The 23,976-nt window shown below is 36.9% G+C and carries 23 protein-coding genes; 19 read left to right on the top strand and 4 right to left on the bottom strand.

Annotated elements, in window-relative coordinates:
* Nucleotides 1–63: 63 nt before the first annotated feature.
* The 6 genes from IGI49_RS22930 to IGI49_RS22955 all read left to right on the top strand — a co-directional run bounded on the left by IGI49_RS22930 (nucleotide 64) and on the right by IGI49_RS22955 (nucleotide 3,877).
* Entirely contained in the window at nucleotides 64–909 is an 846-nt protein-coding gene (locus IGI49_RS22930; RefSeq protein ID WP_429965316.1) for an ABC transporter ATP-binding protein, read from the top strand.
* Nucleotides 906–1,130, top strand: coding sequence for a hypothetical protein (locus IGI49_RS22935; protein ID WP_429965315.1), 225 nt, complete (start codon nucleotides 906–908; stop codon nucleotides 1,128–1,130). The genes IGI49_RS22930 and IGI49_RS22935 overlap by 4 nt, the downstream gene beginning before the upstream one ends.
* Nucleotides 1,103–1,585, top strand: coding sequence for a hypothetical protein (locus IGI49_RS22940; protein ID WP_429965314.1), 483 nt, complete (start codon nucleotides 1,103–1,105; stop codon nucleotides 1,583–1,585). Before IGI49_RS22935 ends, IGI49_RS22940 begins: the two co-directional genes overlap by 28 nt.
* Nucleotides 1,582–2,295, top strand: a complete 714-nt coding sequence (locus tag IGI49_RS22945) for a hypothetical protein (protein WP_429965313.1) — start codon at nucleotides 1,582–1,584, stop codon at nucleotides 2,293–2,295. Before IGI49_RS22940 ends, IGI49_RS22945 begins: the two co-directional genes overlap by 4 nt.
* Nucleotides 2,296–2,675: 380 nt before the next feature.
* Nucleotides 2,676–3,137 (top strand): PTS sugar transporter subunit IIA, encoded by a 462-nt coding sequence (locus IGI49_RS22950; RefSeq protein WP_429965312.1) that lies wholly within the window; start codon nucleotides 2,676–2,678, stop codon nucleotides 3,135–3,137.
* Between the two features lie 539 nt (nucleotides 3,138–3,676).
* The gene (locus IGI49_RS22955; protein WP_207704912.1) at nucleotides 3,677–3,877 is read left to right on the top strand and encodes a cold-shock protein; all 201 of its coding nucleotides are present in this window, start codon (nucleotides 3,677–3,679) and stop codon (nucleotides 3,875–3,877) included.
* A 100-nt stretch (nucleotides 3,878–3,977) separates the two neighbouring features.
* On the opposite strand, the gene IGI49_RS22960 is transcribed toward IGI49_RS22955, so the two are convergent.
* On the bottom strand, nucleotides 3,978–4,973 hold the full coding sequence (locus tag IGI49_RS22960) for an IS30 family transposase (protein WP_429962504.1): 996 nt from the start codon (nucleotides 4,971–4,973) through the stop codon (nucleotides 3,978–3,980).
* Between the two features lie 122 nt (nucleotides 4,974–5,095).
* On the opposite strand from IGI49_RS22960, the gene IGI49_RS22965 reads away from it, so the two are divergent.
* The gene (locus tag IGI49_RS22965; protein WP_429965311.1) at nucleotides 5,096–5,314 is read left to right on the top strand and encodes a hypothetical protein; all 219 of its coding nucleotides are present in this window, start codon (nucleotides 5,096–5,098) and stop codon (nucleotides 5,312–5,314) included.
* 64 nt (nucleotides 5,315–5,378) lie between these two features.
* The gene (locus IGI49_RS22970) at nucleotides 5,379–6,194 is read left to right on the top strand and encodes a formate/nitrite transporter family protein (RefSeq protein WP_429965310.1); all 816 of its coding nucleotides are present in this window, start codon (nucleotides 5,379–5,381) and stop codon (nucleotides 6,192–6,194) included.
* Here IGI49_RS22970 and IGI49_RS22975 read toward each other — a convergent pair.
* Nucleotides 6,161–6,901, bottom strand: coding sequence for a class I SAM-dependent methyltransferase (locus IGI49_RS22975; RefSeq protein WP_429965309.1), 741 nt, complete (start codon nucleotides 6,899–6,901; stop codon nucleotides 6,161–6,163). The genes IGI49_RS22970 and IGI49_RS22975 overlap by 34 nt on opposite strands.
* A 165-nt stretch (nucleotides 6,902–7,066) precedes the next feature.
* Between IGI49_RS22975 and IGI49_RS22980 the strand changes: the two genes are divergently transcribed.
* Genes IGI49_RS22980 through IGI49_RS23000 form a run of 5 tightly spaced genes read left to right on the top strand, consistent with a single transcriptional unit; the run spans nucleotide 7,067 to nucleotide 10,949 of the window.
* A complete protein-coding gene (locus tag IGI49_RS22980) occupies nucleotides 7,067–8,194 on the top strand; it encodes a helix-turn-helix domain-containing protein (protein WP_429965308.1) in 1,128 nt (375 codons plus the stop codon).
* Nucleotides 8,187–8,402, top strand: coding sequence for a PLDc N-terminal domain-containing protein (locus IGI49_RS22985; protein ID WP_207704908.1), 216 nt, complete (start codon nucleotides 8,187–8,189; stop codon nucleotides 8,400–8,402). The genes IGI49_RS22980 and IGI49_RS22985 overlap by 8 nt, the downstream gene beginning before the upstream one ends.
* A complete protein-coding gene (locus IGI49_RS22990; RefSeq protein WP_429965307.1) occupies nucleotides 8,399–9,319 on the top strand; it encodes an ATP-binding cassette domain-containing protein in 921 nt (306 codons plus the stop codon). Before IGI49_RS22985 ends, IGI49_RS22990 begins: the two co-directional genes overlap by 4 nt.
* Entirely contained in the window at nucleotides 9,316–10,080 is a 765-nt protein-coding gene (locus tag IGI49_RS22995; protein ID WP_429965306.1) for an ABC transporter permease, read from the top strand. Before IGI49_RS22990 ends, IGI49_RS22995 begins: the two co-directional genes overlap by 4 nt.
* Nucleotides 10,081–10,115: 35 nt before the next feature.
* Nucleotides 10,116–10,949, top strand: a complete 834-nt coding sequence (locus tag IGI49_RS23000) for an alpha/beta fold hydrolase (RefSeq protein WP_429965305.1) — start codon at nucleotides 10,116–10,118, stop codon at nucleotides 10,947–10,949.
* Between the two features lie 420 nt (nucleotides 10,950–11,369).
* On the opposite strand, the gene IGI49_RS23005 is transcribed toward IGI49_RS23000, so the two are convergent.
* Together IGI49_RS23005 and IGI49_RS23010 are read right to left on the bottom strand one after the other, a co-directional pair.
* Nucleotides 11,370–12,167: an alpha/beta hydrolase gene (locus IGI49_RS23005; RefSeq protein ID WP_429965304.1), complete on the bottom strand. Its 798-nt coding sequence runs from the start codon at nucleotides 12,165–12,167 to the stop codon at nucleotides 11,370–11,372.
* A gap of 804 nt (nucleotides 12,168–12,971) precedes the next feature.
* A complete protein-coding gene (locus tag IGI49_RS23010; RefSeq protein WP_429965303.1) occupies nucleotides 12,972–13,646 on the bottom strand; it encodes an HAD family hydrolase in 675 nt (224 codons plus the stop codon).
* Nucleotides 13,647–14,793: 1,147 nt separating this feature from the next.
* On the opposite strand from IGI49_RS23010, the gene IGI49_RS23015 reads away from it, so the two are divergent.
* From IGI49_RS23015 to asp2, 6 genes are all read left to right on the top strand, one after another.
* Nucleotides 14,794–15,906, top strand: a complete 1,113-nt coding sequence (locus IGI49_RS23015; RefSeq protein ID WP_429965302.1) for a tyrosine-type recombinase/integrase — start codon at nucleotides 14,794–14,796, stop codon at nucleotides 15,904–15,906.
* 487 nt (nucleotides 15,907–16,393) lie between these two features.
* Nucleotides 16,394–17,044 (top strand): winged helix-turn-helix domain-containing protein, encoded by a 651-nt coding sequence (locus IGI49_RS23020; protein ID WP_429965301.1) that lies wholly within the window; start codon nucleotides 16,394–16,396, stop codon nucleotides 17,042–17,044.
* 89 nt (nucleotides 17,045–17,133) lie between these two features.
* Nucleotides 17,134–19,509: an accessory Sec system translocase SecA2 gene (secA2, locus tag IGI49_RS23025; protein WP_429965300.1), complete on the top strand. Its 2,376-nt coding sequence runs from the start codon at nucleotides 17,134–17,136 to the stop codon at nucleotides 19,507–19,509.
* Nucleotides 19,510–19,548: 39 nt separating this feature from the next.
* Complete coding sequence (locus tag IGI49_RS23030; protein ID WP_429965299.1) at nucleotides 19,549–20,766, top strand: accessory Sec system protein translocase subunit SecY2; 1,218 nt, start codon at nucleotides 19,549–19,551, stop codon at nucleotides 20,764–20,766.
* Between the two features lie 24 nt (nucleotides 20,767–20,790).
* Nucleotides 20,791–22,386: an accessory Sec system protein Asp1 gene (gene asp1, locus IGI49_RS23035; protein WP_429965298.1), complete on the top strand. Its 1,596-nt coding sequence runs from the start codon at nucleotides 20,791–20,793 to the stop codon at nucleotides 22,384–22,386.
* Nucleotides 22,379–23,965, top strand: coding sequence for an accessory Sec system protein Asp2 (gene asp2 / locus IGI49_RS23040; protein ID WP_429965297.1), 1,587 nt, complete (start codon nucleotides 22,379–22,381; stop codon nucleotides 23,963–23,965). The genes asp1 and asp2 overlap by 8 nt, the downstream gene beginning before the upstream one ends.
* The last annotated feature ends 11 nt before the right edge of the window (nucleotides 23,966–23,976 follow it).

Below are 23,976 nucleotides of genomic sequence, written 5' to 3' on the forward strand. Positions count from 1 at the left end.
GTACTAATTTTTAAAATTTATTTGACCAAAAGAGCTAAAATGGTCAAAAAGGAGGTTTTTAAAATGATCAGTGTAAAAAATTTATCCCTTAGCTATACTCCTCTTTCCTTTATACAAAATATGAGTTTTGAAGTAGCCGAGGGAGAAATTTTTGGCTTTCTAGGTCCGTCATGTGCTGGGAAATCTACACTACAAAAAATTTTGACGGACTTAATCACCAATTATTCGGGAAGTGTTCGGCTGGCAGATATGGAATGTAAGAATCATCCCAACCACTTTTATGAAACGATTGGTGTGGATTTTGAATATTCCACAATGTATGAGAAGTTAACAGCACGACAAAATTTGGCGTTTTTCGGTTCACTATATTCCAAGCAAGCGCGTCCGTTGGAAGAGCTATTAGAAAAAATTGGGTTAGCAAATGATGCAGACAAGCGAATTGTCGAGTATTCTAAGGGGATGCGTTCTAGAATAAATTTTGTCAAAGCGCTCATTCATGACCCAGCCATTTTGTTTTTGGATGAACCCACTAGTGGGCTTGATCCTACCAATAGTAGAATGATGAAGGACATGATATTGGCTGAGAAGGCACAAGGAAAAACTATTTTGTTAACAACACACAATATGACAGATGCTGCGGAATTGTGTGACCGGGTTGCGTTTATTGTTAATGGTGAGATTGCGGCATTGGATACTCCTCAGCATATGATTATGCAAAAAGGAGCAGCAAAAGTTCACTATACTTATTTTGACGAAGGAGAAAAAAAGAATTCGTGTTTGCTGGAGGATTTATCTGAAGATCAATTGTTTGCTCAGCTGATGCGGGAAAAGCAATTAACTTCTGTCCATAGCAGTGAGCCTGACTTAAGCGATATATTTATTGAAGTAACTGGGAGGCAGCTGGTATGAGAATATGGCGGTTGTTTTTGGGAGACATTAAGTTTCAAGTGATTCATGGGTTTTATTTATTGTATGGAATAGTTACTTTTTCATATGTAGTTCTTTTGCTTTTGTTACCGCAAGCGTGGCGAGCCAAAGCAGCAGTGGCGATGATTTATTCTGATCCCGCTGCTTTGGGACTGGTTTTTATGGAGCAATTATCTTGCTGGAGAAAAGTCAACGAGTTTTAAATGCTCTGGCTGTTTCTCCTGTGAATGTGCGGGATTACTTAATAGCAAAGATTTGTTCTTTATGTGTGATCTCAGTGGTTTCTTCCTTAGTGTTAGCGATAATTGGTGGGCTGGGAAATTTATTGATGATCGCTGCAGCTACAATGGTTACTTCGTTAATTTTTTCTTTGCTAGGCTTGATTGTGGGAGCAAAAATCAGTAGTCTAAACCACTACATGTTTGCGATTGTTCCGCTAGAAATAATTTGCTTTGTTCCACCTCTAGTTTATTTGTTTGAACCATTTTCCTGGTTAACACTGCATCCGCTATGTGGGGCAATCGCATTGATTAACGAAAGCAGCTCAAGTTTGAGCTATGATTTTAGTCGACTGTTGCTTTTATCTTTCATACTATTTGCCGCTGCACAAAAAAGTACTTCAAGAATGTGGCAAACGATAGGGGGGGCGAAAATATGACTGCAATCCACACTGGCTTCCTGCATATAATGAGGCAGCTAAGAAACGATTCTTTATTATTGATCATGCTTTTTGTTCCTTTTTTAGCTGGGACAATCTTTCATTTTGGTTTGCCAGTTGCTGAAAGCTATCTAACAAATTTTTTCTCTGTGCCGGTCATTTTGGCACCTTATTATCAATTAGTGGATGTATTGCTCAGCTTGCTAACACCGACCATTTTGAGCTTTGTCGTGGCCTTGATTATATTGGAAGAAGCTGACGATGGGATTGTTCGGTATCTGGCAATCACACCTTTAGGGAAAAAAGGATATCTAATTTCGAGACTGGGAATAATGACATTGATTGCTATTCCGTTGAATCTTTTCGTTACATCTTATTTTAGTATTACGGAGTTGAAACCTTCTATTATTTTGGCATTCAGTGTGTTTGGGGCAGTTCACGGATTAGTAGTTGCTTTAATGATCGTTGCGCTTTCTTCAAATAAAGTAGAGGGAATGGCTATCGGTAAGGTGACATCCTTAATCACAGTTGGATTGTTTGCTCCTTATTTTCTTTCTGACCAGCTGTCCTATTTATTTGCGGCAATGCCCTCGTTTTGGGTAGCAAAATTTGTTATCGAAGGTCAGATTCTATTTCTAATCCTCTCTCTGACTATCAATGTATTTTTCATATGTTTACTCTTCCGCCGTTTTGCAGCGAAGCTTCGATAAGATCGAAAGTTATTATCGTGAATGGTGAAAGTTGAAGGGTTCTAAACTGATCAGCTATGTTGTATTCAAAGCAAGATTCGCTTTTATTCCTTTATCCAACTGGATAGATACAGTCTCTAAACGTTGTTTAATGGTTTTGAGTACTACCATGGCTGAGTTTCCTCCGAAAAAAAGTGTTTTATTGTGAATGTTAAGTACTGTCGAAAGTTCTTCTTTTTTCTATGAAATTATGTCGCAAAAGATAAAAATGCGTTATTATTAAGAATAAGAGAATTATGACTTTGTGTTGAGCCTGGCTAAGGTTCTTCAACCCATGATTTTCTGCAGCTATTTAAATAGTCCAATAGGTTTCACAATAGGACAACCAGGAGGAGATTTTTTTGTTTAACAAGTTATTCAAGAAAAAAATACCAATTTATCAACCAGTTTCTGGAAAAGTTGTTTCATTGCAGGAAGTAGCGGATGAAGTATTTTCCAGTGAGATGATGGGCATAGGCTTTGCTGTTCAACCGGATTCAAGTGAAATCGTCTCACCAATCAACGGAACAATTGACAGCGTTTTTCCGACAAAGCATGCATTAACAATTAAAGGGGACAAAGGCTTAGAAATTCTGATCCATATTGGAACTGACACGGTGGAATTGAATGGAGAAGGCTTTGACATTGTTGTTAAGGCTGGAGATAAAGTAATTGCGCAGCAAAAACTCGCAACTGTTGATTTCGACTCAATTAAAGCCGCAGGAAAAGGTACCGATGTGATGGTGATTTTCCCAAGCTTAGACAAAGCTGAAAAAGAGAAGTTCGACTTATCTAATCAAGGCGATGTAGTGGCAGAGTTATAATAGAAGAAAGACGGTCAGAATGACTGTCTTTTTTACATTTACTTTCTAATTTTAAGTGAATTGATTACGATAAGATAATAGGTATCTAAAGAAATGCTAGGTTTATTCTTTGATCAACTAAGAAAGTGATAAAAGGCTTTAGCTTGTTGAATATGGAACGCTTCTATTGGAATTTAGAATTATTCAATTAAGCGTTGATCAAAGAGGGCATTTCCAATAAAAATCAGAACTGAAAAGCGAGTTCCTTAAACTCGCCAACTACTCTTTATCGTGAATAGCTTGCAACCTATTGCTATTTGCCTAAAAATGAAGATTTTATCATCAAACATTAAGAAACGTGTAAGTTAGACTCTTTATTCGTTTTAAAAGGGGAGTTAGATATACATTGCTGCTTAAAGCGTGTATAGTGATAAATGTAGTAGATTTGTCGTTTAAATCAAAGAGTCATTTCATTCGTATGGGTGTTGTCATTCTTCTTTTTTAGCAGCAAGGTATTGCAAAAAAATTAATTGTGCAAAAAGCACTAGGAGGATACACACATGAATACAGGTACAGTGAAATGGTTTAATGCAGATAAAGGATTTGGCTTTATTACTCAAGATAACGGACAAGATGTGTTCGCACACTTCTCAGCTATCGAAGGAGACGGCTTTAAAACTTTAGACGAAGGTCAAGCAGTGACTTTCGACGTCGAAGAAGGCCAACGCGGCTTACAAGCAACGAACATCATCAAAAACTAATTTAAATCCAGTCAGAAGCGATCCAAACGGTTGGGTCGCTTCTTTTTTCCAATATTGTCAACAGTTTGTTTTTGAACCATAATTTTTTTATGGCGAATTGTCAAATCAAGTGCAACACTTTATTGAAGAAGACTTCATAAGGTGTCTTCCAACCTAAACATTTTTTTGGTCTGCTATTTAGTTTTTCAACCATTCGATAGATCGTTGTATCTTCCACGGTATCCATTTCTTTTGTTTTCGGTAGATATTCCCTAATCAATCCATTCGTATTTTCATTCGTTCCGCGTTGCCATGGCGCATGAGGATCAGGAAAATAAAACGGAACGCCTTCCAAAGACTGGGTGACATCGAAGTGTTTAGAAAATTCTTTTCCTCTATCTGGAGTGATGGTTTTGACAAGCTCTCTATCAACAGTATTAAATAGTTCTGTCATCTTTTCGCAAACGTAAAGAGAATTTTTCTTGAGTGCTTTCCCTGCTATAAGAAAACGAGATTTCCGGTCAGTTAGCGTCACTAAACAAGCACCTCCTGTTTTCCCAGCCACTGTATCAGCTTCCCAATGCCCAATTTCACTCCGTTTTTCAGCAGTTTCAGGACGGTCGTGAATAGAGTGAGTGATTCGGATTTTCCCACGAGTTTCTGTATGGTTCTTAGTATGACGCGTTTTTCCTCTATGACGTAAAGAACGAACTAAACCGCGATTTCCTTTAGACAATGGAGTGATGTCAAACGTTCCATTATAAATTGCCCGATAAATCGTCACAAAACTGATGTGAAAATCGGCTTGCTCATAAGCTAATCGATTAGAAATCTCTTCTGGCGACCATTGAAGATCGACAAATAACCGGCGGACGATTGACCAAATCCGTGAATCATCTAGGATTTTATGTCGTCCACAATTTTTTCTGCGTACTTTATATTTCTTATTCGCATGGGAAGGTGAGTATTCTTTTTCACTATTTCTACTCAGTTCACGAGAGATTGTCGATTGGCTTCGATGGATGTCAGAACCAATCTCTCTAAGAGAACAGCCATTTTCATGGAGCAGAAAAATCCTTTCTCGCTCGACTATGGTAAGATGGGTGTAGTGGCTCATAATTGAATTCCTCCTGATAGTGTTCTTCGACAGACCTATTCTAGTTGGAAATTCGTTATGAGTCATTTTTTATGTGTTGCACTTAAATTGTAAATTCAAGATAAAGAAAAGGGGATAAGTGAATGGGATTCAATGGATGGAAAAAGACCGAAGCATCAGATAAGAGTCAGGCATTTGACGAAGGGCAAGAGGTATCATTTGTGTACAACAAAGTGACCTGTCATGGAAAAGTACAAGTGTTGCTAGTGAATTCGGCAATTGTCAGTATCGATGAATCACCCAATCGCAATGATCAAAATGAAAAAACTGTGATTAGCTATGGAAAACTATTAATTAAATAGACAACAGGTTATCTAATTCGTCTAAGCGAATTAGATAACCTTTTTTTATTCTTTCATGTTAATTATGAGCACCGCAGTAGTAAATTTACTCTTTTTTGCTGCTGTACCAGGGAAATTTTTTGCTAAATCGGTTATGGCTGGTGTTTATCTAGGAATTGCTATGACTCTTTCTTTAGCCCTAGCTAGTACGGTCAACATGCTCCATCCCGCTTTGGCAAAAATTGCTTTTGCGATGTTCTTTGGTCTAACCTTTGTGCTGATTGTTTTTCTCAATGGTGAACTGTTCACCGGTAATTGTCTAACCACAGCTTTTCCATTGATTAATCACAGTCAAACCCTGTCTCAGTTGGTAAAATTATGGGTGGTTTGTCTATTCGTAAACTCGGTGGACGTGCTGTTGTTTGGCTTTTTGTTCATCCAAAGCAAATCGCTAGATTCATTGATATACCCCTATTTAAAAAGTTTAGTTTATGCTAAACAAGATTTCACCTTAATCAGTCTTTTTATCAAATCAGTTCTCTGCAACTTGATTGTCTGCATTGCAACATATACGGCCTTGAAGATGAAAGATGAGTTAGCCAAAACAGTTATTATGCTGCTGACGATAATGATCTTTGTTCTTTGTGGATTTGATCACTGTATTGCCAATATTGGACTTTACGTAATGCAAATATTAGTTGATCCATCGGTATTGAATTGGAAATTGATTTTTGAGAGCATTTCCCTATCAATTTTAGGGAACGTAGTTGGTGGCGCTGGTTTGCTGGCGTTACCGCTATATTTTAGTTCCCGAGAAACAAAACGAAGCAGCCAAGTAACCAGCGGGTTAGTTGACTGCTTTTTGCTTTATTTTTTCTCCGCCACTATTCGAATCCGATGATAATCTGCCTCCCAATAAGTCTCCTTCCAGCAGCTGTCTTCCAAAGTAGCTTCCACTTCTGACAAGACTCGTTCTTGTTCTACTTCCGATAACGCAGCTAAATCACTAGCGAAAAATTGCTTCAACCAGTTTCTCAATCCTTCCGAACCCTTCAAGGGAGTGGAACGATCGTACTCTTGCAGTAGATGCACTTGAAAACCATGAGCCTCCAGCATCGGCTGATATTCCTCACAGGATGGGAAAAAGAAAGGAGACTGATAGTTTTTCCCAAGCTTTTCAAGTTCTGCTTGAAAAGCACTAGTAAGCTTCCTAACATTTCCCGCTCCGCCAAATTCACAAATGAGAAGACCTTCAGCTTTTACTAGACGCTGAAACTGACTCAATAACTTTTCATGATCAGTAATCCAATGCAAAGCCGCATTGGAAAATAAAACATCATAGGGTTGAGAAGTTTCAAAGGTCAAGGCATTTGCTACCAGAAAGTTCTCACCTGGAAATTGTGTTTGAGCCTGCTGAATCATATTAGGTGAAGCGTCAATTCCCAACACCTGGTGCCCTAATTCTGTCATTTGGTGGCTCAGCTCACCAGTTCCACAGCCAACATCTAAAATATTCATTGAAAATTTTGGCAGCAGTTCCAGCAAATCTGCTCCATATTGAAAAACAAAGTCATGATTCTTTTGATAATTCTGTGCATTCCACTCCATCAGCAGTTCCCTCCATTTTTGGCAATTATCCCAATAAATCGTCTAAAAAGCTATTGAATTTGCAAAAGTATCGCAAAAGTTGATTATTTGATATAGAAGTTAACAACCACTCCATTGAATGTATGTCTATGAACCTCTACAATTAAAGTGAAAGGACGTGATGGTATGCGCATGAACCTTGGTTCGGTCATCGCTGAAAAACGTAAAGAAAAGAGGATTACCCAGCAGGAGCTGGCAGAATTTATGAGTGTTTCAAAAGCATCGGTTTCAAAGTGGGAAACTGGTCAAACCTATCCGGATATTACTTCGTTGCCTTTATTGGCTGCCTATTTTGATATTAGTATTGACGAATTATTGAATTATGAACCACAGTTAAGCACGAAGGAGATCCAACATATTTATATCTCTTTGAAGAAATCCTTTGAAACCAAGTCGTCAGAGGAGGTGTTAGCTTCAGTGCAAAGCTTTGTCCGCCGTTATTATTCTTGTTATCCATTGGTGCTGCAGATGGGCATGTTAATTATCAATCATTTCGATAAATTACCAGGCAAAAATCAAAAAGAAAAGCAGCAAGTCTATTTGAAAGAAGCACTGGATCTGTTTGTCCATGTACGTACACAAGCAAAAGAGCCTGAATTAATTATCGAAGCCTCTCGTTTTGAGGCTTATGTGCTGTTAACCCTACAGGAGCCAGATCAGGTTTTGGAAATCCTAGGTGAGCATACCCCTGTTAATTTTCCGATTGAAAGTATGATTGCAGCGGCTTTTCAGATGAAAGGCCGAAATGAGCGTTCCGTAGAAACGATGCAAAGTGCTTTGTATCAATATGTTACCGTGGTGATGAGTCTGTTCACGAATTATTTACATTTTCTAATTGATCAACCTGAAAAAATGAAGGAGACAATCAAGCGGGCACAACAATTTGTGGCGATCTTTGATTTGGGTCAGTTAAATCCTATCAGTTTAATGAATTTCCAGTTGTCAGCTGTTCATTGTCTCATTCAACAGCATAAGGAAACGGCAGCACTGGAACTATTGAATGAGTGGCTAACGGTCTTAGAAAACACAAAATTTCCAGCAGTCTTACATGGTGATGATTATTTTGACCAGCTTGATGTATGGTTTGAATCGCTGGAAACCGGCAATCAGCTGCCGCGCAATTCGATGATGGTGAGAGAACAATTGATCGAGATTGTTCTACTTAATCCAATGATTCAAGAATTAAAGGATCAGGAGCGTGTGCAACAAATTTTTCAGAGACTAGAGCAATTAAGGAGGAAACACAATGAATAATAATTGGCAATTTTTTATGGATAATTTAGCTTTGCTATTGCCGTTGATTTTACTAGAATTGGTACTGACGATTACGGCATTGATCCATGTATTGAAGCATCCTCATTACCGATTTGGTAATCGTGTCTTATGGATTTTTATCGTAGTCATTATTCAAATAATCGGGCCAGTGGTTTACTTTGCCTTTGGAAGAGGCGATGAGCAATGAGCATTCTGGAAATCCAGCAAATATCCAAGAGCTTTGGTGCTACACAAGTATTGGATCGATTAAATCTGGTTGTACCTGACGGATCGCTATTTGGCTTTGTTGGCGAAAATGGTGCTGGCAAAACGACCACTATGAAAATGATCTTGGGTTTAGAGGAAGCTGATAGCGGAAATATTTTGGTTAAGGGTGAAAAAGTCAGCTTTGGCAACACGCGTACCAATCGATATACTGGCTACCTGCCAGATGTACCAGCATTTTATCCTTATATGTCGGCTAACGAATATTTAACACTTTGTGGTGAACTAACCGGAATGAAAAAAACAAAGTTAAAAAAGAAAGTTCCGGAAATACTACGATTAGTGGGCTTAGAGACTCATAAAGGAAGAATCAAGGGTTTTTCTCGCGGCATGAAGCAACGGTTAGGAATAGCCCAAGCTTTGTTAAACGATCCGGAGTTATTGATTTGTGATGAACCAACTTCTGCTTTGGATCCCAGTGGACGCAATGAGTTTTTGGAGTTGTTAGCTTCTTTGAAGGGACGAGTGACAATCTTATTCTCCACCCATATTCTTAGTGATGTGGAACGAATTTGTGATTATGTAGGAATTTTGGACGAGGGAAAGCTGAAAATTTGTACTTCTTTACCAGAGTTGAAGGCACAATATGCTCAAAATAAAATTGAAGTTGTGTTAGCTGATGAAGTGAAAAGCAGTCTGTTAAAACAGCTAGGGCAACTGCCTTCAATCATCGCTGTAGAAAATCCAAACCAACAAACAATTACTTTAACTTATACGGGCGATTACCAAGAGTCAGTTCAAGCGATTTTCAACTATTTGGTTCAGGTAAACATGCTGCCGATTTCCTTGAAGAAGATTGAACCAACTCTAGAAGATATATTTTTGGAGGTGGTCAAATGAGAGCGATGATTTACTTTACCAAAAAGGAATTCCTTGAAAGCTGGCGTACCTCCAAGCTTTGGATCCTCGCAATTGTTTTTCTAATTTTTGGTGTAATGAATCCCTTAATGGCTAAGTTTTTACCGGAAATCATTAAAAGTACTATGGGAGAGGCGATAGCAGGGGCAATCCCAGCCCCTACTTCCATTGATTCTTGGACCCAGTTCTACAAAAATATTTCTCAGATGGGCTTAGTTGTAATGGTGCTTTTGGCTAATGGAACCATCAGCCAAGAGGTTAGCCGCGGCACGCTAGTAAATTTAGTAACTAAAGGTCTGAATCGGACTTCGGTAGTCTTAAGTAAGGCTATATTTTTGATGGTTCAGTGGACATTCTGCATTAGTATTGCTTTTTTTGTGACTTGGGGCTATACCTTATATTATTTCCCTGATAATAAGAGTCCTCATGTTTGGTTCGCTGTTTTTCCAATGTGGCTCTTCGGTATCTTATTAGTTGGAGTAATTCTGGCTGCATCAGCCGCTTCTCGAAATAGCTATGAAGGACTATTAATGGTGGGAGGATTTGTCGTCATTCTGTTCATTTTACAAATTTTTGATAAAGCTAAAGAATACAACCCACTTAGCTTGATTACGGAAAATATGACTGTTTTACAAAAAAGTAGTGAGCTGGAATTTTATTTGCCTGCGATGATTATCTCAACCGTTCTGTTTCTTTCCTTTGTCGGCTGCGGAATCTTAATTCTAAACCGCAAGAAACTATAGTATACTTGAAAAAAGATAACATGTAGGGAGATAAGATGAAGATACCAGGCAAGCTAGTTACTGTTAATCAGCACCAAATGCACGTTTATTATCAAGCTGCTGGTCCTCTTCGACCAACAATCGTTCTGTTAGCCGGTTCTGGCACTGCTTGTCCGACTTATGATTTTAAGGCCCTGTGGCAATTGTTGAAGAAGGACTATTCTATCGCTGTTGTTGAACGCCCAGGCTATGGATGGAGCGAGATTACCGAAAAACCACGAGATGTCGATACCTTATTGGAAGAAACCCGTGAAGCTTTAAAACAGGCGGGTATCAGCGGACCATTTATTCCCGCTGCTCACTCTATGTCAGGGTTAGAAGCCATTTATTGGGCACAAAAATATCGAGAGGAAGTCTCGGCCATCATTGGGTTGGATATGGCTGTTCCTGCCGCTTATGAAGAAATGGCACTGCCAAAAGCTTTTGGTCTCACAGTTCGTATCGGACAAATACTACGGCGACCAATCACTACCGCAATGGTCAGAAGTCATTCAGCAGTAAAAAAAAGATTGCTGACCAAAGAAGAGCAGGACGATATGAAGCAAATTACTGCTCAGCAACTTCTTAGCAAAAACATGGTGAGCGAAATAAACTACGTGAAGGCAAATGCAAAAAAAGTAGCAGCTGGCGCTTGTCCTCAGATATCGGTCTTATGTATTCTTGCCGACGACAAAAACAATTTAAAGAAAATTCCAAGCTGGGGTAAGATCCACAAGGAATATTTTGCTGCTAATCAACAAACAGAATTTCTTGAATTAAATTGTGGTCACTATGTGCATAACGAAGAGCCGGAAAGGGTTGCAAAGGCGATTGAGGAGTTTGTGAATTAGAAAGCTGACTGAATGGGCTAACAGCTCACTCAGTCAGCTTTTTTGAATGTAAATATGGCTTATTTATGCGTATAACATAATTATTTATCTTTTATAATTAGGGAACGAATCAAGAAAAACACCTTTACTTTCAGAATGATTATTGACACATTTGTTGCATTGGCAGCCTTTATTTTGGGAGGGCCTATCAACTTTGGAACTGTTTTACTAGCTTTATTGATCGGTCCTCTAATAAACCTGTTTAGAAAAAAAGTGACGTATCGACTATTTTCGATGGATGAATAAAAAGACAGCAGCATTCGTTTGCAGAACCTGTGGCTTCAGCTGAACTTGTTCATTCATAATAAAAATAGGTGTGAAGCAAAAAAACATCTTCACACCTAGCATTCTCCTCTATCGTTTTTTTTGCAGTCTAACACATTAGTAATTCAACCTTCGCTCCATCCATTCCACACAAAGCGGCAGCCATTTAGCAACGGGCTGATTAATTTGTTCTCCTTTTTTTGATTCAGCAGAAGCTCTTGTAGACAGTGAGAGTCCGTGACGTCCATTTTCAAAAAAATGACCTTCAAAAGGAATTGTTTGCTTGGTTAAGCCCTCGCAGTATTTTAATGAATGTAAAACAGATATTAAGCTATCATTGACTGTGTGCCAGATGAAAGTATCAGGTGTTTCAGCATTGATATGGGCAGCGGCATCATAAGCTTTCAAAAGCTCAGACTCTAATCCACTCGCATTTGGCCAACCGTAGTCAAAGCCTATGACTGGATAACAAAGCACATTACCTAAAGGCTTCGAGTGACTAAGATTCTTTGTTTTTGCCACTTTTTGCCATTGACCAGCATAAAGCGAAGCCATGTGACCACCCGCAGAGCAACCTAAAAGAAAGACGGCATTAGGATCAATCTTCCATTTGTCCTGCTTGTCTTCAATCTCTTTGAAAATATCAGCTAGCAATCGTGTATTGTTATCTAAATAATCAGGTGTGATCGTTTCATTTTTGGCCAGTACTGGGTAGTTAATCACCAAAGTATGATAGCCATGAGATAGGAAAGCTAAAGCAATCGGCTCAGATTCACGATCAGATATCATTTGATACCCACCACCCGGACAAATAATTACCGCTGGAAGCAGATCCTTACCATGGGAAACATTGTTCCGCAGGTACAGATCAACTGTTGCACAAAAAGCTGGTAATTCAATGGTCTTTAGTTTCATAAAACACTCTCCTTTGCTGATTAAAATAAATTTTGAGTACCAAGAATAACTATTGGTCAAAACAATGCCTAACGAACTGCTGTCTTTCAGTGAAAAGTGTAAATTATCTTAGCCGTTAAAGTAATGAAGTCTGATGCTATTACCGATAGCTTTGATAAAGATATCGCTATTATAATAGGCTATGTTGTAACAGTTTTTGTTGAATGATAAGGACTTATAAAAAACTAATAAACTTTACGGGGTTCTTTATTTGCTAATCAGAATCATACTTAAAACTGATTAGTGAAATATGCAAATCATGTTGCATTCATGCTGCAAAACGCAAGAAGATTACTTTACGGGTTGACGACGAAAAAGTTGTGAATGTCCAAAAGGATAGGCTCACTAGTTGGAGAACGTAAATACAGCTTCAATAATCATTCGTATTCCAAGTAGAATATATTCCTACTAAATTGCCCACGTAAATTCATGATATACATAAACAAGGCTAGTATGCTGAATCTCCGCCATCTCAATTACTCTATAGATACAAGGTATCTCGGTAAAATTGGAACCATCGTATTAATGACTTCACTCAATAAGCCTGCTTATATTCTTACACCATATCCATCCCCCGTTTTAAACAAAATACAGCGGACCTAGATCATTCAACTTAGTTATACTCAATAAAAATGAGAAGGCAATTATTTTCGGTTCAAGATACAAAGTGTGTAACTAAAAACTAGTTTAAGCACTATATCTTTATTATTTCAGTCGGCACCTTCAATACAATTTAAAGTCTATTAGACACAATCATTCTAAAAATTAATACTGTATCGAATCTGCAGGTATGTTCAAGCGCTCTAAATTCTCCATGACTTGTAAAAAGTTTTTGAAAGAGTAAGTAGACAATTTTTCATGATTGGGTTCTAAAGAGATGAAGTCATTCACTAAAAAAACAGGCAGATTTGCATAATGAGCTGCTAAAAGTCCATTCTTCGAATCTTCAAAAACAATTGTTTGCTCTTTAGTGGTTCCCGAACGATGAACGGCTAGTTCGAAAATTTCTGGACTTGGTTTTCCCTGTGTCACTTCATCACCAAATGAAAAAAAGGAGAAGTCGTTATAAATTCCCATCTTCTCTAATAGACATAGAGCCTCTTCCTTGTGAGAGGAGGTGGCTACCCCACAGGTAATATTTGATGAATGACAATGATCAAGAAATTCTCGCACACCAGCAGTCAAATCGAAGCTGCCGGTTTGAATCAGCTCGTTTCTTTTCTCCATAAAGCTAGCAAAAAGTTTCTCAAAAGGGAAAGCGGATCCAAAATAATTCAAGAATAATTCTTGGATTTGATCCGTGGGACAACCTAAAATATTTTTATAAAACTTTTTAGACAAAGCATAATTTTCCTGTTCAACTAATTCGCTCCAGACAGAATAATAGATACTTTCTGAATTGATTAAGGTACCGTCCATATCGAATATCACACACTTCATAAGGATCTCCTTCAGTCACATTTTCTTATAGTGTATCACGTCCCAAACACTAAAGGAATAACCCACGTGAATAGGCGAGAGGACATCAGTTTACCCCACAACATTATGTAGCTTCTAAAACAATCATCGAACTCACTGCTCGACAGACGATTATGATCTTATGTTAATTATCCATCTTTTAAAAGAGAATTGTAGTCACATAAAAACTGTCAAGTTAGACATCCTTCTTATACGACACGTCTGAACAAGAAGTCTCAGCTTTTTTCTTTCCTATTCTTAGTACTGACTTGTATTCCTTAAGAATTATTTTGGTTGAAAGAGTTCTTGTTTCGAAACTATCAATCCTATTCGTGACTTTACTAAATTGCTCAATAGCTTAATGAAAATTCTAAATAAGTATTTCGCAAAAAAATTTACCGAATGGCTAAGTACTTTTTCATGAGTTCTTCAATGATTTGATATAAATTGTTGATTTCACTGAAAATACTTAGAATATTCAAATTATTATTCAGTTATTCTAGTGAAGTAGCTATCTAGTTATTCCTAAATTTTTCATTAAGCTAATCTTTGTCAAAAATAAAACGAGTAATAGTTATTTTTATATTGAATGGTTTGTTCGGTTAATTAGATAATTTTTACGATTCATCATTTTATTTATCCCTTAACTATCAATGATTTTTGTTTATAAATTTGTGAATAAATCAACAAAGATGGTTTTAGATGGATAGTCAAATTTTATGTGTGAATTTCAAGAAAAAAACGAAAGGAACAGGGAGGTAAATGATATAAGTTTATTGAAAAAAAGTTTTTTATCTGAAAGAAAAGGAATGAACGTAAGAGGTTATAAGGAATAAATGGAGCAAGAAGATATAGTCGACAAGAATACGCAAGAAGAATTTTTTCTTTTTCGTGGCAAAAAAAAGAAAAAAGGTCGACAAAAGAAGAGTAATTTGAGTAAATGGGACATTTTGTAATCTAATTATAATTAAGTGGTACCCTAAGGTCAATAGTTTTTAACAAAATGCTAATCATTTAGCCATTTAGGGGCCGAGGGGTTAAAAAAAACTAACTTTCCCCCGTTATTGCTTAAATTACTCGTTTTTTTTACGCCGTCAGTTGCGCCGTCAATTTACGAGGAGGAATTAAAATGAGTAGACGTGGTGAAAACATTTATAAGAGAAAAGATAAGCGATGGGAGGGAAGGTATATAAAAGGCCGGAAAAGCAATGGAAAAATACAATATGGCTATATTTATGCTAAAACTTATCGAGAAGTCAAGACGAAATTATATCCTTACAAAATAAAGTATCAAACTTTAAGAGAAAATAACGGAGTCTCATCCATCATGATGAGTGATTGGATAAACGAATGGTTAACAGATATGGAAAAGATAGTAAAAACTTCGACTTATGGTGGATATTCCTACAAAATGTTTAAATATATTTTTCCTTACATAGGAGAAATTCCGTTAAACGAGATAAATGAGTTGCTTCTCCAAGATATGGTATCGGCTTGGGAAGAGGAAAGTAAGTTATCGCCAGCTTCAATAAGGGTTGTTTTTAGACTGGTAAACAGTTGTTTAAAAAAGGCGGTTGAAAAGCAGTTATTGATTATAAACCCTGCATCAAAGGTGATTCTTCCTAAGGAACCTTACAACAAGGTCGGAGCTTTAAGCACGGGTGAACAAAAAGAATTGGAAAAAGCTGCGCTAAATAAATTAGATGGGATGGGACTAGCAGTACTTCTAAGTCTGCGTACAGGGCTGAGGATTGGAGAAATAGCTGCACTGAAATGGGAGAATATTGATTTTAAGAGGGGAATTATTCGCATTGAAAAAACTTTACAACGTATACCGATAAAGGGTGTTGAGCATAGGACGAAGGTAATCATTGATAGGGTGAAAACACGTTCATCTAATAGAATTATTCCCATGAGTTCCACCATAAAAAAATGGTTAAAAGATCATTACCTTCAAACCAAACATGGCTTTGTGCTATCAAACAATGAAAAGCCTTGTGAGCCGCGCTTGATTACTTATCATTTTCACAAAATTAGAAAGGCAGCGGGTTTGGATCGTATCCATTTTCACCAGTTACGTCATACTTTTGCAACAAGATGCTTAGAGTCAAGAGCAAATGCCGTATCAGTTAGTTCGTTATTAGGACATTCATCTATTAAAATGACTTTAGATATCTATGCGGATTCAATGATTGAGGAACGTATTACCACAATAAAAAATATGGAAAAGAAAATCAGCTAAAACGGTTTCAAAAAAATAAATAAACAATCTAAATTTTTAAAAATGGAGAATAATGAAAGCGCTAACTTTTGTAGTTGTAAAAATTTGCTTTGTGATCATTAATAGTGTTTTTTTTAAAAGCCGTCAATCGCCGTCAATCCACCCTAAAAGAGTCCTTATTATCAATAGTTTGCAGCATTTCTTTTTTTTGCCACGAAAAAGAAAATAGAAATACTACTCGTTAGTAGAAAAATTAACTTCGAGATAATTTGATACAAAGAGTGAGTACTGCCATAAAAGGATGTCCAGTATATTTCAATAGTTAGTAATCAACAATGTCTAAGTGATAAATTACCGTAATAGACCAAACATTTTTTCGTGTCGAGCTACATCCATTATATCGTCGAATGAGAGTAATAAGAATGGATAAACCTCAAAAACCTGAATTTATGTAAAATCTTACGGTTGATAAGCTATTGAAAAAAATGAAGGAAAAGGAAGGTTGTAAATGAACGTACTAATTTTGACAAAATGCATACTTGCAGAAGAGGAATTTACCAGAAGGCTCTATATGCTTGGCTACGAAGTTTTTTGTAGTTTCGATTTATTGAGTAGATTGAAGAACAAAATGTCTTCTGATACGATCACGAAATATTTTCAAATTATCATTATTAGCGAAACAGTACCTGATAATGAGGTAGAGTACTTACTAGAAAATAGAGAGTTTCAGTCATCCACTTTGTATAGAAAATCTTCAACTATGACCGAAGTCTCTAAAAATGAAGAAAGTCCAATTCAAGCTATTCTTGCTACTAATGAATCTCTTGAATCATTAAGAGAAAAGTTATCTCAAAATAATAAAAAAAATACGAGCGATAAATTCGCAAACATTTCACCTTTAGCCAAAGAAAATATAAAAAGCTTTTTCCCCTTTAGCAAGCAGGAAAAAATTGTTTTTGAACTCTTGCGAGAAGCGGATGGAGAAATTGTATCAAGAGAAGAAATTTGTGAAAAGATTTGGTCTAAAGTAACACAATCTAATCTTGCTAGAACATCTAGCATAGTTAAAAGAATCAAAATAAAATTGGACGGTTTAGGAATAGATGATAGTAGTTTACAGACTCTCTGGGGAAAGGGTTATCGCTTAATTAAAGGGTAGTTTAATGTATAAAAAATAGCCAGATAGAATCAATATCATGCTAATGAAATAGCAATTTTTGATATTTTTAGGAGAGTAAACGAGTTGATATGAGTGATAAGAACTTAAGGAAGTATAGAAAAATAGCAGATAAAATAGTCAAATTAGTACCGACTTATAAAGCAATGTCTGATGACGAATTACGTGGTCAAACCGCTATTTTTAAAGAGCAGTTGGAAAATGGAAGAAAACTTGAGAGCTTAATTCCTGCGGCGTACGCAGTAGTCATGGAGGCGGATAGAAGAGTATTGGGTCTTGAGCCTTACTACGTACAAATTCTGGGTGGCATTGCCCTTTTTTTTGGCAATGTTGCGGAAATGAAAACTGGGGAAGGTAAGACACTAACAGCAACGATGCCCATGTACTTAAGAGGGTTAAATGGAAAAGGTAATTTCTTAATTACTTCAAATTCTTATCTTGCTTGGCGTGATGCTGAAGAAGTTGGGGAAATATATAGTTGGTTGGGACTAAGTGTGGCTGTGGGAGTCACCAAAGATGCTACTGAGGAAGAAATTGATAAAGAAGCAGTGTATGCTGCGGATATTGTTTACACTACTCACAGTGCATTAGGCTTTGACTATCTATTTGATAATTTAGCCACTACACCAGAAGAACAATACTTAAGTGAGTTCAATTTTGTGCTAATTGATGAAATAGACGCCATTCTGTTAGACATGGCACAAACTCCTTTAATTATTTCAGGTGCCCCTAAGGTTCAATCAAATCTTTACGAAACTTCGGACTGGTACATAAAGAGTCTAATTGATGGAGAAGATTATCTAACAAGCGAAGATAAACGGAATGTTTGGTTTACTGAGAATGGAATAAAGAAGGCGGAAGATTATTTTGGGATTGAAGGAATTCTGACCGAACAATGGAAAGATCTTTATCGGCATTTAGTTTTGTCACTGAGAGCAAACAAACTTTTAATAATAAATCGAGATTATGTAGTTGAAGAAGGTGAGATCCTTCTTCTGGATGAAGCGAACGGTAGAAAGTTAATTGGTACGAAGCTTCAAGCGGGCCTTCATCAAGCCATTGAAGCTAAAGAAGGGGTCGAGATTACAAACGAAACGCGTTCAATGGGTTCTATCACTTACCAAAATCTGTTCAAAAAGTTCAAAATACTTTCTGGTATGACCGGGACGGCTAAAACAGATGCGGAGGAATTTCGTGATACGTACAATGTAAATGTCGTTGAAATTCCGACAAATAAGCCAATTAGGCGAGAGGACCACTCTGATGAAGTCTATGTAACGAATAAAGCAAAAGTTTTAGCATCCTTAAATGTCGTGAAAAATGCGCTGAAACAGGGACGGCCTGTTTTGGTTGAAACTGGATCCGTATCTATGTCTAATCTTTACTCACTTTTGTTATTACAGCAGAAAGTACCACATAATTTGCTCAATGCAACTACTGTTGCGAAGGAATCATTAATCGTATCTGAGGCTGGTCGTAAAGGCGCTGTAACCGTAGCTACTTCAATGGCCGGGAGGGGAACAGATATAAAACTTGATCCGGAAGCAAAAGAAAGTGGCGGGTTGCTCGTTGTGGGGACAGAGAGAATGACGAGTGACCGAATTGATAATCAGCTTAGGGGACGTGCGGGTAGACAAGGAGATCCAGGAGATACCCAATTTTTTGTTTCAATGGAAGATAAAATTGTCGTCGAAAGTGCGCCCAAATGGGTAGCAAAATCAAGGATACACTTGATTGATAAAACTAAAACTGAAGAAATAGATGCTGAAGAACCGCTGAAGGAAAAGAAGTATGACAAGATAATCAGTAAGTCTCAGGCAAATCGAAAAAATCAAGAGATTGAAAGCAGAAAAAATATCTTAGAATATGATGAAATTATCAGTGTGCAAAGAGAAAAAATTTATACCACCAGAAATAAAGTAATGGAAAGTTCTTCTCTATTTTTAGATGAAATTATCAGTGCTGCTGCCTCTCAGGTGATTGAGCGCTTTACAGCTGACAAATCCAATCTGAACAGAGATCGCTTAATTGACTTTATTTACAATAATATCCAATACAATTTTGTACCGTTTTTATTAGATGGTGAACTGGAGAATTATACTAGGAAAACAGTGGAAACCGTTCTAAAGCAATTAATTAATACACGGATAAAACAAATGCCAGAAATGATCCCAGATGACTTTCAACTTTTGTACTTTAAACGAATTTCTGTTTTAAAAGCGATCGATATGATGTGGGTGGAACAATCAGATAATTTACAGCAATTAAAATCTGTCGTAAATGGTCGAAGCTGGGGACAGCATAAGCCCATTTATGAATTTCAGCTTGAAGCAAGGCGCTCCTTTTTTGAAATGAAGGATGAAATATGGCTTAACATATTGAGAAATCTATTGTTGTCAGATCTAATACACAAGTCTGATGGTTCAATAGACGTCGACTTTCCATAGGCCACCGATATTCTAGTATTCAAAGAAGGACGGAAAAAAATGAAAAAAGACAAGGAAATAATTAAACGGATTTGCTGGAGTATTCTATTGTTGGCAATTGTACAAATCGGTAAGAGTATTGAAGTCCCTGGATTTGTAAATATACCTCAAACAGAAAAAGCGCAAAATCTTGTTTTACGGTTCTTATCAACAACAACTGGCGGTAATTTTGCTAAACCGACATTACTATCATTAGGTATGGGACCTTACATGACATCACTGATTATTTGGACCACAATCAGCATGATTGATATAGATCGAATTAAAAATCTTTCTGCTAAACAAAGAGGCTATATTCAAAGAACGTTGACGCTAATTTTCGCCATTGCACAGGGAACAGCTATAATGTTTCGCTTTCGGACGTTAGGAAATTATGATGCATTTTCAAATATCAGCAAAATGGCTTTCTACATGATGGTTATTTTGATACTTGCCACAGGTGGAATGTTTATTTCATGGTTGTCAGATATCAATAGTGAAAAGGGGATTGGTGCCCAAAGTCTGTTTATCTTGCCAGGGTTAATTTCTAATTTACCAGCGATGCTTGTATCTGGGCAAAGTGGAACATTGAAAATTGGTAGTGAGCAAATCATTGGTTTAATTGTTATTACGCTTATTTATCTTTATATGACAGTCTTTTTATACCATTCTGAATACCGAATATACATTCAACGCACTGGTATTGACAGTCGTTTCAATAACTCGTATGTTCCTATTCGTCTGCTAACCGCTGGAGCGATGCCATTTATGTTTGCGGTAACGGTTTTCTCTATTCCTCAGTTATTACTGCTAAACGATGCGTGGAGCAATACGCTTTTCTCAAGTATTTTATCAAGGTTTTTTTCATTTAACTCTGTGGAAGGCATCTTGACATACGGACTAATTCTCTACGGCTTAGGTATGGGATTTAGCTTTATCAATGTTCGGCCCAATGATATTGCTAAACATTTAAAAGAATCCGGCGACTATATTTACGAGATTCCTCCGGGTCAGCAAACGGAAACTTATATAAAAGGAAAGCTACTAAGAATTTCGATGGTTGGGAATAGCTATTTGGTCTTGGTTTCTCTTATCCCCTTATTTATAGGATTGAGAGTAGAAATTGTGTCAAATTTAGCGTTTTATTTTGGGAGTGTGTTCATGCTGATTATTATTATAGACACCATAACCCAAGAAATGCGCTTCATATTTTCCAAGCGTGACTATAATATTTTTTAGTGAAAAGCGGGAGCGTACAAATCAATGATCTATTTAATACCTAACTGGAAACAAAGTGATAACCATTTGGAAAATGATAGAATGCTCAATATTGCTCGATTGTTCTCCAAAAATGGTGAAAAATATGAATTGTTATTACTAAATTATTTGCCCTTTTTACGATACAAGGCACAAGAGTATACCATCTTTTCCGATCGTTATTGGCGTGCTTATGACGTTCTGCAAAACATTCATTTAATTAATGGACATCCTTTAAGCATCGAAGATCTTGAACTACCAGAAATGATTGAAAAAGTTTATACACCGTTTGGAATAGTACTTCTCAAAGAAGCTAAGATGTATGGGGAGGTACTTTACAATAAGTACGGTTGTATTGAGAGAGTAAAGACTTTTGAAAACGATTGGACAATAGTTGATTCTTATGACGATCGTGGTTTTTTATCTTCGAAGGAATATGCTAATGCTGCGGGTAAAGTAAGTAAACGTGAATACTTTAATGAATTTGGTGAAAAAACAGTCATTGAAGTTTTGTCCGATACACCGAGAGTCATTATTGGAGAAGCTGGAAATGACTTGTTAAAGGAAAAAAGTTACCGAACGATTACTGAAGCTATTTCAGATGTATTAATCCATAAAGCAGCATCATTAGAAAACCAAAAAGAGATTTTAACAGTTACTGAAAATAATATTTTAGAGATCACGAAAGCGATCCAAGATCAAGAATCAATGATTCGAATTATTTCGGATAATGACAATTTAAGAACATTCAACCAAAGTGCTTTGTTTGAAGGGATGAAGACAAGTAAATATATCGTAACAGATACGACCAGCAAACAGCATGAACTGATGAATATAAAGAAAGCTAATTCTTTCCTGGAGAATACGTCAATTACTACAATCCCAATGTTCAATACGGAATTAAATCTGGGAATGAGTAACTCAGTTGTGCAATTGATCATGTACTGGCGTGTAGGGGAAATGAATGAACGTGTCTATGAAGCAAATGAAGTTTTTGTCAATAACTTAATTAAACATACAAAGCATACCCTGGTTTTTGAAGTTCAAACTGCTTTTGAAATGAGTAAGTTGCAGGAACAACAAAAAGAGCTGATTGATAGTTTCTTTGCTATTGACAGTGACTCAGAGGATTTCAAAAAAGCTGAACACTTTATTGAAGCGAAAAGGACGAAACACTTATACAAGGCAGATGAAATAGCAGTAGAAGAGATTCGTAAAAAAAAGTCCTGGACGGGGCTAGTCAAAGCAATAAGTGTTTATCACCGTATTGAATTTCGGATAAATCCAACACTGCTTTCGGTTCAAAATGATTTTCAAAGTGTTCGACTATATATCGATATTAACCAAGAATATAATTTGCAGATGCAGTCGCTTGCTATTAGTGCAGGTATCCCGCAGGTTGTCAAAAGTTCAACAGATTATATAGAAGATAAAAAGAATGGAATGGTTATTAGTCGTATCTCGGAACTAGAAGATGCAATCAATTACTTTTTGAAAAATCTAAATAACTGGAACAACTCGTTAGTGGAAAATGTGCGATTGATTGAAGAATATAGTCCGCATATTGTTATGGAAAAATGGAAGGAGGTCTTCAATGGCTAAGCAGACGAAACTCTTTCATATCAGCCATGAACAAGCGATTGATCTAAATGATATTTCTCCTAAATATAGCTATCAATGGCTTCCTTCAGACTATGATTTCTTATTAGATGAGCAGGAGGAGAAGCTATTTGTAAATGGTCTGTTCAATAAGAGGTATTCTCGAGCAATCTTTATTTTAGAAGAAAAAGCAGTGAGGAACTTAGACAAAAATGATTTACTTAGGCAGCTGCCGCCGTATCAAATTATTTATGATAGGAAGGCGAATCTTACCAGTGACATGAAGCAATTGCTAGCAATAATGGAAGCTAAACCACTTGATATGGAGAACTTTAGTCAAGTGATTAATTTTGTGAATGATCAGTTTACTTTCGGACAATTGGGTTACAAATTATCCCATGATCATTTAATCATCCACGAGGATTTTAAGGGGGCCATTGGTAAGAAAGGCAACTCTTATGTAGAAGTACAGGGTGATTTCTCCTCTGAATTCAAGCAAATTATATCTTGGAAGATGACAAATGTAGTCAAGGGTGAAGAAATAATGGAGTTCTTCGCTGAAACAGATGTTCTATCAGGAGAAGTAGAATTACTATTCAAACTATTTCTTATCAAAGAGAACACGAATCAAATTGTTCAGATAGTAGAGGCACCTGTGAGTAAATTGAAGCGTGGAGAAAAAGTTAAGTTTAACAGTACAGCGGATGTGTATGTAAATGTTGCTTTGTATGCTAAAGGAAAAAGTGGAGAAATTAGAATCGGGCAGATACACATTCGGCGAGCTTTAGCTGATCACAGCACAATGATTCCTGGTGGGCAAAGGCTTTGCGATGAAGAGCAAATGGATGGTGAAATATTGTATTACTTCAATTGCGGAGACTTAAAACCTCCCCTAGCAATATATTTCTCTGGTTACCGTTCAGCAGAAGGCTTTGAAGGAAGAAGAATGATGAGCAGTATGGGGGGAGGACCTTTCATGCTGATTGCTGATCCTAGATTAGAGGGAGGAAATTTTTATCTTGGCAGTGAAGCATTTGAAAAGAAATTAGTAGAGGTCATTCAAAATAAATTGACTGTTCTAGGCTTCCAGAATTCTGATTTAATTTTGTCGGGTTTATCAATGGGGACATTTGGGGCACTCTACTACGCAAGTGATTTGTCACCGAATAGTGTAATTATCGGAAAACCCTTAACAAACATCGGAACGATAGCACTTAATGAACGTGTTCTACGCCCTGGAGGGTTTCCAACTGCTTTGGATATGCTATTTTACAACACCGGAGAAATAACAGAAGAGTCGGCTCAAAAATTAAACAAACGGTTTTGGGATAAGTTTTCTAAAGGAGATTACTCCAATACGACATTTGCAGTTGCCTACATGAAGCAAGACGATTACGACAAAGAAGCATTCCCAATGCTTTTTGATACTTTAAAAGAAAATCGTTCAACCGCACGAGTTCTCTATAAAGGATTAACCGGAAGGCACAATGATAATAGCCCAGGAGTTAATAAATGGTTTCTAAAACAATATAGAAATATCCTATTCAATAATTTCCGTCGAGTCATGGATGATTTTGAATAACTGTGAGGTGA

Source organism: Enterococcus sp. AZ071, from assembly GCF_050499065.1.
Lineage (GTDB): Bacteria > Bacillota > Bacilli > Lactobacillales > Enterococcaceae > Enterococcus_A > Enterococcus_A ferrettii.